Annotated in this window: 7 protein-coding genes; all 7 read left to right on the top strand. The window is 38.8% G+C overall.

What is annotated here, in order from left to right; genetic code table 11:
- The coding region (locus RMO27_RS11500) for a hypothetical protein (protein ID WP_309732505.1) at positions 1-639 on the top strand (639 nt) is incomplete at its 5' end.
- Positions 640-694: 55 nt separating this feature from the next.
- Entirely contained in the window at positions 695-2125 is a 1431-nt protein-coding gene (locus RMO27_RS11495; protein ID WP_309732502.1) for a DUF1822 family protein, read from the top strand.
- Positions 2126-2137: 12 nt separating this feature from the next.
- A complete protein-coding gene (locus RMO27_RS11490) occupies positions 2138-2962 on the top strand; it encodes a hypothetical protein (RefSeq protein WP_309732501.1) in 825 nt (274 codons plus the stop codon).
- Positions 2956-4260 (top strand): ABC transporter substrate-binding protein, encoded by a 1305-nt coding sequence (locus tag RMO27_RS11485; RefSeq protein ID WP_309732499.1) that lies wholly within the window; start codon positions 2956-2958, stop codon positions 4258-4260. Before RMO27_RS11490 ends, RMO27_RS11485 begins: the two co-directional genes overlap by 7 nt.
- Before the next feature lie 131 nt (positions 4261-4391).
- Positions 4392-5567, top strand: coding sequence for an iron uptake porin (locus tag RMO27_RS11480; protein WP_309732497.1), 1176 nt, complete (start codon positions 4392-4394; stop codon positions 5565-5567).
- Positions 5568-5640: 73 nt separating this feature from the next.
- Entirely contained in the window at positions 5641-7026 is a 1386-nt protein-coding gene (locus RMO27_RS11475) for an ABC transporter substrate-binding protein (RefSeq protein WP_309732495.1), read from the top strand.
- A gap of 124 nt (positions 7027-7150) precedes the next feature.
- On the top strand, positions 7151-7849 hold the full coding sequence (locus RMO27_RS11470) for a hypothetical protein (protein WP_309732493.1): 699 nt from the start codon (positions 7151-7153) through the stop codon (positions 7847-7849).
- The last annotated feature ends 11 nt before the right edge of the window (positions 7850-7860 follow it).

The raw sequence follows: 7860 nt of genomic DNA, 5'->3' as shown, positions 1-7860 counted from the left end.
GTAATCGGTAGTGCAATTGAAAGTCCAGGTACTCGATCGACAGATTCTATCGAAAACTCGGAAAATCGCGAGCTAATTCACAAAATTATTCCTACTTGCGATCGCTGGTTGAGTGATGAGAGTAAAAACTGGAAACTGCGTAAAAAACAAATGTTGTATTTACGATATAACTTTCATCTCGTCCATCAACAGATCGCACCGATATTCAATGTGCATTTTGCCAATATCATTAAACCCATCAAAGATATCCACGTCCAAATGGCTAAATCTTTAATCGATGAATTTAGAGATGGTGACAATATTATTGACAATGTGTATCTTCTTAAAATGATCTTTGAATTACTGGAAAATAATTTCAGCCAGATGGAAATTAGCTTGAGTACAAATCTAGAGGATCGACTAGTTTTAGAGTCATTAATCCAAGCATACAAGCAGTACTTGGAAGATTTACGTGAGGAATATCATAAATTTAGGTCGCTGCTATCACCAATTAAAGAGCATGAATACGAACGACAGCTAGCCCGTTTGGCAGAATTAAGTCCCGAAGCATATCCTGAGTTAAATCGAGATCTCACCCTACCATCATTTCTAGGATCGATCGCGAAAATTCAAAGTGTCTTGAATAAATTGTGGGATTAGCGCATAAACAGCTATTACCAAATCAGTTAATAATTATCACCCCCACCCCGTAGTTATGAATACTCATCAACCTAACATCTCAAAATTGACAGAAATCTATTCAGAACATGACTGGATTGACTTAACAGCATATCCTGATTGGCCGATCAATGAGGATGCTACGCCAGTAGAGCTAAATCTTCTGTGTCAGCGGATCGTCAAAGCATGGCTAGCGACAGATATGGGATTGGCTAGTGAAGAGGATTTTCCCTATTCTGGCTTGCCCGATCGCGATCGCTTAGTCAGTCAATTAGTCAATGGATTTTGTCTCAAGATAAACGATTCTAAGATTATATTTATCCCCAGCGATCGAATCGATATTAGTAGCTTTGAAGTCGCTCAAGAATGGGTGGATCTCACAAATTGGATGGGGGATTATTATGTGCCGATTCAAGTAGATTTAGATGCCCAGTATCTACATCTATGGGGACTAATTACTCATCAAGAATTGAAGCGAATAAAAAAGGAACCAGACGATCGAGTATTTCGCTATTATCATGTCGATAGCGATCGCACTATTGATAATTTGGAAATATTATGGGCTAGTTGTGAATTAACACCAGCCCCAAGAAGCAAAGATATCACTGCTGACGATCGAATCTTGTCTCTCGAAAATGGAATAGTCACAGAATTAATCGATCGCATCAAATTGGAGGCATCAACTAATTTCCCTCGGTTGATTTTGCCTTTCAGCCAATGGGGGGCGATTTTAAACGATCGTGAATATTTAAATCGGTATTTAAAACCCAACAGATTGGTTTCCCCACTAAAACCTGAAGAATGGTGGATAAAACAGATCGATAGTTTGGATGCATACTGGAAAAATACTAAAGATTTTCTCCATCCGCCCCAACTAAAAATGGCATTTCGGGGACCGCGAGCTTGCTTGCGTGAAGCAATCGATCAAAAAAATCATGAAGGTATTTCTCTAGAGACAGCAGAGCAAATCAACATCGGGATCGAGCAGCTATATTATAGCCAGACAGAAATCCACACACCAGAAAGAGTTTTAACAATTGACGATCTTGTATCGTTAATGGAAAACTCTACCCAAGAAGATATTCGGTTAAAAGCGGCTGAATATCTATGGAAGATCGATCCAGATCATCCTAAAACACCAATCAGAAAAATGCGCGATCTAGAGGGAGATTTTGGATACCCAATTGCGTTGATGATCGGGGTGCTAAATACTCCCGATCATCATGTGGCAATTCTATTACGACTCTATTCCCTTGGCGAGGAATTCCACCTTCCTAAAGGACTTAAATTAGCCTTGCTCGATCCGAATGGAAAGCCTTACCCTAAAGATAAACCTTACCAGTCGATCTCCAGGAATTACCCTCGAAATGAATATATTCAATTGTATTTTGTTGCTGCATCTGGAGATCGCTTCGGAATTTCCATTACTTTAAATGGTAGAGAAATAGTAGAAAAATTCTTAGTTTGATAGAAATTCATTATGAACAGAACTGTTGTTTTATTTACGATTTTAGGTACATATGACAACTTACGATTGGAGCTAAAGATTTCATCAGTCTCTCCAACTGGAACTAGAAAACCGCTGATCAAAAATCGCCGTTGTGTTGGCAATCTGGCAAGTTTGCCAGACAGTCTGTTATTAGCCTATGAAAGATATAAAGATCAATATCTAAATCATGGCGCAAGTCGCGGCTTTTGGGTTAGAAATATCTCTATTCCACCTACAATTCCTACTAGCGATACTCCTGAAGACTTTAGTAGATCCAGAGATAATTTAATTCGTGAATTTGATAGTTGGTTAGGTGCTTGCGATCTTAACAAGACATATAAAAATTTAGGAGCATACGTTAATCCAGAGGCATACAAAAAATCGCCAAATTTAGTATCATTTATGATGCAAACCAATACAAGTGATGATGAGCTTAATGTTATTCTTCAAAGACTTCCCTGGAATAGCTCTAATCTTCTTGGGGTAGAACATTACCCTAATGCTCAAATTGTTTTTGGCACTCAATCATCACTATCACATAAAATCTCACAAAAACTAAATACTTTTTTTATTTGTGGATGTGGCAATATCGCAGGAAGTAATAATTCAATAGATATTAATCCAGATTTAAATGCTTTACGATCTCTACCTAATATCAAAGTATTAACAGAATTTAACGGTAATCCATCAGATCTACTTCGGATTCTTCGTAAGTATTGTAATTCCGAGGAAAGTGATCAAATTCATCTGCTGATTTTTCTCGGACATTCTGCTTATGTTGATACCGATGATATCAGAATATATAAGGTTTGCTAGCAAAAACCAGCTTTACCGACCAAGATTTAGAAAATTATTTAAAATTATCAAATAATCCAGAAACGAGAATAGCTATAGAAAACTTTAAGGCTATCCAGGGAAATTTCAATGATTCAAATATTCAAATTAAATATGTTGCTGTCGTTGTTCCTTCTATAAGTCCTAAGCTATCTTATGTAGCAAATAGCATTCTTAAAGGTGTCGCTTTAAAACAGCAGCAATATAATAATGACCATGATCATCAGCGAGTTGTAATGGTAATGGCGAATGACGCTAATGATGAAAAATTAGGGCAAGATATTGCTGAAAAATTGGCTAGCAAAAAAGATATTTTTGCGATAATCGGTCACTATAGTTCAAAGGTAACGCTTGCAGTTGTCAAAATTTATAACGATCATGAAAAAGTTTTAGTTTCTGCTACTGCAACTTCCGACAAACTTAGTGGTAAGAAAACGAAATTCTTTTTTAGAGTTGTACCATCAACTACAATTGCCGCCAAAGATATGGTGCAAAACTGGGTTGATAAAGACAAGAAAATAGTTTTGATTTTCAATAAAAATGATGCATTTAGCAATTCTCTTGCTCAACAATTTAGAGAAGAAATAAAAGGCATTGAAAAAACAAATAAATGGAATATTGCGATTCGAGAAATTGACGTACATGGATTGATTTTCAAGGATGTTGTCAGAAAAATGGAGGAAATTAAAAATGATATTTATTTTAATTCAATCGCTTTATTTGCCGACGCTTATACTGGCTCCACTGAAGAAAATGAGATATTTCCAAAAATCATTGAAAAAAACAATAATGAACTGCCGATTTTAGCGAATACATCTATTTATGATCTCTATGCTGCTGTTAATATCTCCAAGGATTTAAAAGAAGATAAGGAGCTAAACTATGGCTCCGCAAAATTATACACTAAAGTTGTAATGAGTTTACCGTGGGATCACTCTGATAAGAATCATCGATTCCCCAATCTATCTATCCAAAAAAATCATGAGAAATTGCCGAATTTACCAGAATGGTTGGTACAAAACTCCCAGCCAGATACGCTCAATCAAAGAACAGCATTTGCCTACGATGCAACTTCAGTTGTATTAAAAGCTTTGGATTCTGCCAAGAACGCTTCAGATATCCAACGTAAACTCACTGATAATTTCTCTAGAAAAGGTGTCAAAGGTATCACTGGAATGATCAAATTTAAAGATGGAGATCGGAACGAACAAATGAATAGTTTAATTACCCCCTGTAATGAGAACGACTGTCATGGATTTAAACCATACAAAAGAAAGTAAATTGAATATTTCAATCATACTGTAGACAATGAATATCATTAAGTTCTATTTTGAATAGGAAGTTTCTTTGCGCATAAAACTATCTCGTTTACCCAGTTTTGATTTGTATACGATCGAAATGAAATGGGTAAATGGACAAAGTAAATTTCAAACTGAATAAATACTGTACTTTGATCGCCGCAATAGTTAACATCCTGCTGACTCCTTTATCCAGTCAATCCCAATCTGTAACTTCAGGATCTAATATTAAAGTATCTGGAGAAGTATTATTTGGAACGACTAGTTATGGTGGCGTGATACCGACAGCAAATCGAATTAATAGTCAAACAGTAATTGACGATCGAGTGCGGATCGATATCGAAACTAAATTCACATCCAAAGATCGACTGAAAGTCAGATTAGAAACAGGTAATTCTACTCCCCTCAATAGTAATATCACAGGGACGAATATGACCCGGCTTGGCTATGATGGCGCCAAGCACAATGTCAGTTTATCAGCGATCCAATACCAATTCCCGATCGCCGATCGCACTCAAGGAGTAGTCGAAATTATGGGCAGTGCGTATAGTGATAACCTCGATAATTTCAACCCTACCCTCGCCAACTCCGCCACCGGAGCGATCTCCCGTTTTGGCAGATATCAACCCATCTATCGCCTCAGCAATGATGGTAGTGGCTTGACAGTCAAACATCAGTTCTCCACTCAATGGAGTGCCTCAGCTAGTTTTACCGCCCCGAGTCTGACTTCGGCAAACCCTACTGCTGGGGGCTTATTTGGTGGTGCAAATGCCGTCATCGGACAGGTAAAATACCTACCCAGTCAGGATCTCAAGCTGGGTGTTGTCTATGCTCGATCGTATCATCCCAATGGGAGTGGCGTGACAGGTGCTACCGGCAGTCTGACTGCAAATAACCCGTTTAATAGCGAACCGACTACCGCCCAGCACTATGGGCTAAATGCTAGTTATCAAATCGGTAAAGATACCACCGTATCGGGCTGGTGGGGCACTACCACCGCCCAATCGACAGTGAATGGGCGAGGAGATAGCCAGTCTACTAACTTTGCGCTGAGTCTGGCTGCGAATAATTTCGGTGGTAAAAATAATACCCTCGGCATCATTGTGGGGATACCGCCAAAATCGAATCGAGATCTCGGTACTTCCTGGCATCTGGAAGCAATTTACAAAGTGAGTGTCAATGACAATATGGACATTACACCAGGATTATTAGTCATTACTAATCCCGAACACAATCCCAATCATCCACCGATCTGGGTTAGTACGATTCGCACCACTTTTAGATTTTAAAAACTGGATCGCTGCATAAATTTTTAATCCAACCCAAGTACGTACTATAGAGTATCGCTAGCACATATCAATCATGAAAATACCACGAATTGGCTATATTGCGATTGCGGGAATTAGTCTGTTTTTCATTACTAAATTTGTCACTCCGGCTATCTCCACATCCACTTCCATCTGTGAAGCTGCTCATCATCTCGATCGCATCAGTTGCGGCGATAAGATCCTCCTCATCCCCGCTGGTGGCAAAAATCGCCGTGAGAAAGAAGCTGGGTTTACAGCTATTAAAAACAAAGATTTTCGACAAGGGATTGAACTACTCCAAAAAGACCACGATCTGAGCAAAGATCCTGAAACTTTAATCGCCCTGAACAATGCCAAAATTGCCCAAGATCGTCCTCAAAATATCAAAACGATCGCCGTAGTCATCCCCAGTAGTCAAACACCAGAGTATGTCTCTGAGAGCATGCTCAAAGGGATAGCAGCAGCCCAGCAAGAATTCAATCAAAAAGATCGCAAATGGCAGCTCCAAGTAGCGATCGCAGATGATAGTAACGATCCGAATGAAGGCAAGAAAATTGCGGAAGAATTAGTAAAACACAAAGATATTCTGGCGATTCTAGGACATTATTCATCCAACGTCACAGTCAATGTCAAAGATACTTACAATCGAGCACAGACAGTGCTGCTGTCGGCAACTAGTTCTGCTGACGATCTAACTAGCCAGAAGAATGATAATAATTACTTTTTCCGAGTAGTTAGTAGTACTCAAGTTAGTGGCGAACAGCTCGCCAAAAAATGGGCAATAAAACCAGAAAAAATCGCTCTATTTTACACACCCAATAAAAAATTCAGTGAATCTTTACGGAAGGCATTTCTAGCACGTATACCATCTACAAATATCGTCAAGGAATTCGATCTGAGCAGTCGAAATAATGCCGAGCAGGAAATCGCAGTTGCAAAAGCGGCTGGAGCTAAAACGATCGTCATTATCCCCGATGCCTATACTGATGCCAACGAACGCGATCGAGTGTTGTCGATTATCAAAGCAACTCAGGGACAATTACCAATTTTAGGTGCTTCGATCCTCAGAGATGCATATCTATTTAAAGTTAATCCTCTGTACTTAAAAAACTTGACGATCGCAATCCCCATTCATGCAAGCGATCGACAGTATATCGACGGAGCAAGATTGAACCAGATGCCAAACTGGTGGGGTGCTAAATCCCAAATTCACGATCGAATTATTAATAGTTACGATGGGATGCAAGTTTTATTAGCTGCGTTAGACAGATCGACAAATCGCGAAACTATGCGACAAACGATCGCTGCTCCTGATTTTACTGTCCGTGGCATTACTGGCAAGATTTCATTTAATGGCAGTGATCGCAATGAGAAAATTGATAGCTTAGTTACGCCGACTAATTGTGATGACAAAAAATGTAATTTTGAATTAGCTAAGTGAATTACAGCCATCGATTTGTCATGATTTTGTCTAAATTGAAATATTCACAAGTGGCGAATCAGAGCAGGTGAATTGTCTAGGTTCGACAATTAACCACTTATTAATTTAATGGAGACAACCACATATGCAGAAAATAATTGTTTGGTTGATGGGCGATAATTTAGGTACATCGTTAATTAATACTTGGGATTGGCTAATCCAAGCACCACCCGATCCATCGTCAATAGAAGTTAAAACTACTGATGAGATTAACCTCAAACATGCAACTCAATTATTAGAATTGACGCGATCGAAAGTTGCGGAAATCCAAAACGTCGTCGATCGAGTCCGCAAGATCGCCACAGCCATTCAACTTCAATACGATTTAAAATGTAATTATCATCAAAATTTAATGGCGGACGTCTTGGAATTCAAACGCGAGGGGAATATTCTAGAAGCGCGATTGTCAATGGCTAAAGTAGTAGAGATCGAACGAGTCTTACCTGAACTCAAAGCAAAACTAGAAAATTCTCAAGAAATGCTGATTGGTATCAATAAAATTTATGCCCAAAAAGAATCTGAATTGTTTTCCTTGCAAGTCGATCTCGAAAGCATGAAAGCTTATATGGCAATGCATGATTCGACGTGTGGTAGTGGCGATCTCGATCGATCGCCGGATCTCATCCAGATCCAGGAAAAATTTCGGCATGTTTTAGCTGAAACAGAAGATCGTTATCGAGAAATTCAAATCGTCAGTCAATTAGCTAATCAATCTAATTGTGAATTAGGCGAAACATTGAACCTCCAAGACCTTGACAATCGGATCGAAAAGCTTGGAAAATAATCGCGATCGTG

It is taken from the genome of Chamaesiphon sp. OTE_75_metabat_556 (assembly GCF_031378165.1).
In the GTDB taxonomy this organism is placed as follows: domain Bacteria; phylum Cyanobacteriota; class Cyanobacteriia; order Cyanobacteriales; family Chamaesiphonaceae; genus Chamaesiphon.
This window is presented reverse-complemented; position numbering and strand designations above follow the sequence as displayed.